Source organism: Haemophilus sputorum CCUG 13788, from assembly GCF_000238795.1.
Lineage (GTDB): Bacteria > Pseudomonadota > Gammaproteobacteria > Enterobacterales > Pasteurellaceae > Haemophilus_A > Haemophilus_A sputorum.
The window spans coordinates 1-536 of sequence record NZ_AFNK01000063.1; the positions used below are offsets into that span (position 1 = coordinate 1).

At 38.4% G+C, this 536-nt stretch carries 1 protein-coding gene; it reads right to left on the reverse strand.

Annotated features, from left to right (window positions below; all coding sequences use genetic code 11):
* Positions 1–11 precede the first annotated feature (11 nt).
* A partial coding sequence (locus HSP_RS11580) for a type IV secretory system conjugative DNA transfer family protein (RefSeq protein ID WP_010129797.1) occupies positions 12–536 on the reverse strand: 525 nt, incomplete at its 5' end.

Below are 536 nucleotides of genomic sequence, written 5' to 3' on the forward strand. Positions count from 1 at the left end.
ATTCTTTGTCCCTAACTTACTTTTTTGTTCCTCGAATACCGGCCTGATAAAAACCAAACGTTTTCTAAGTTTGTATATCCCAGTATGACCATACTTCCTGGATAGTTTACGCAGTTGGGGATAACAATCCCCACCCCTTTACCAGAACGTGTCGGGGCATAAAGAATTAAAAATTGTTGTCCGGCGAAATAAATAAATTGTTTTTTGTATCTCCCCTTGAACATTTTACCGATGAGTATTGGTGGATGTTTGTAAGGTGATTTTTTATCCGGGAAAAAACCTGATTTACTCAGGTCCATATCAGTTGCGAGCCGGGCGTCACCGTAGATGACTTTTTTAGGCATAATCCCAATCACGACAATTAACATGAATATGGCAAAGAATATTAATGGAACGCTGAATCCAAACCATGCCATAAAAACGAGTTTTTTATATTGTGGGTTGCCAGAAAATGTTGAGATTACAGAATGGAATGTATCCCACTTGAGCAAAGAAATATCAACGGATGAATATCTTAATGCTGTGTATCCACCGAG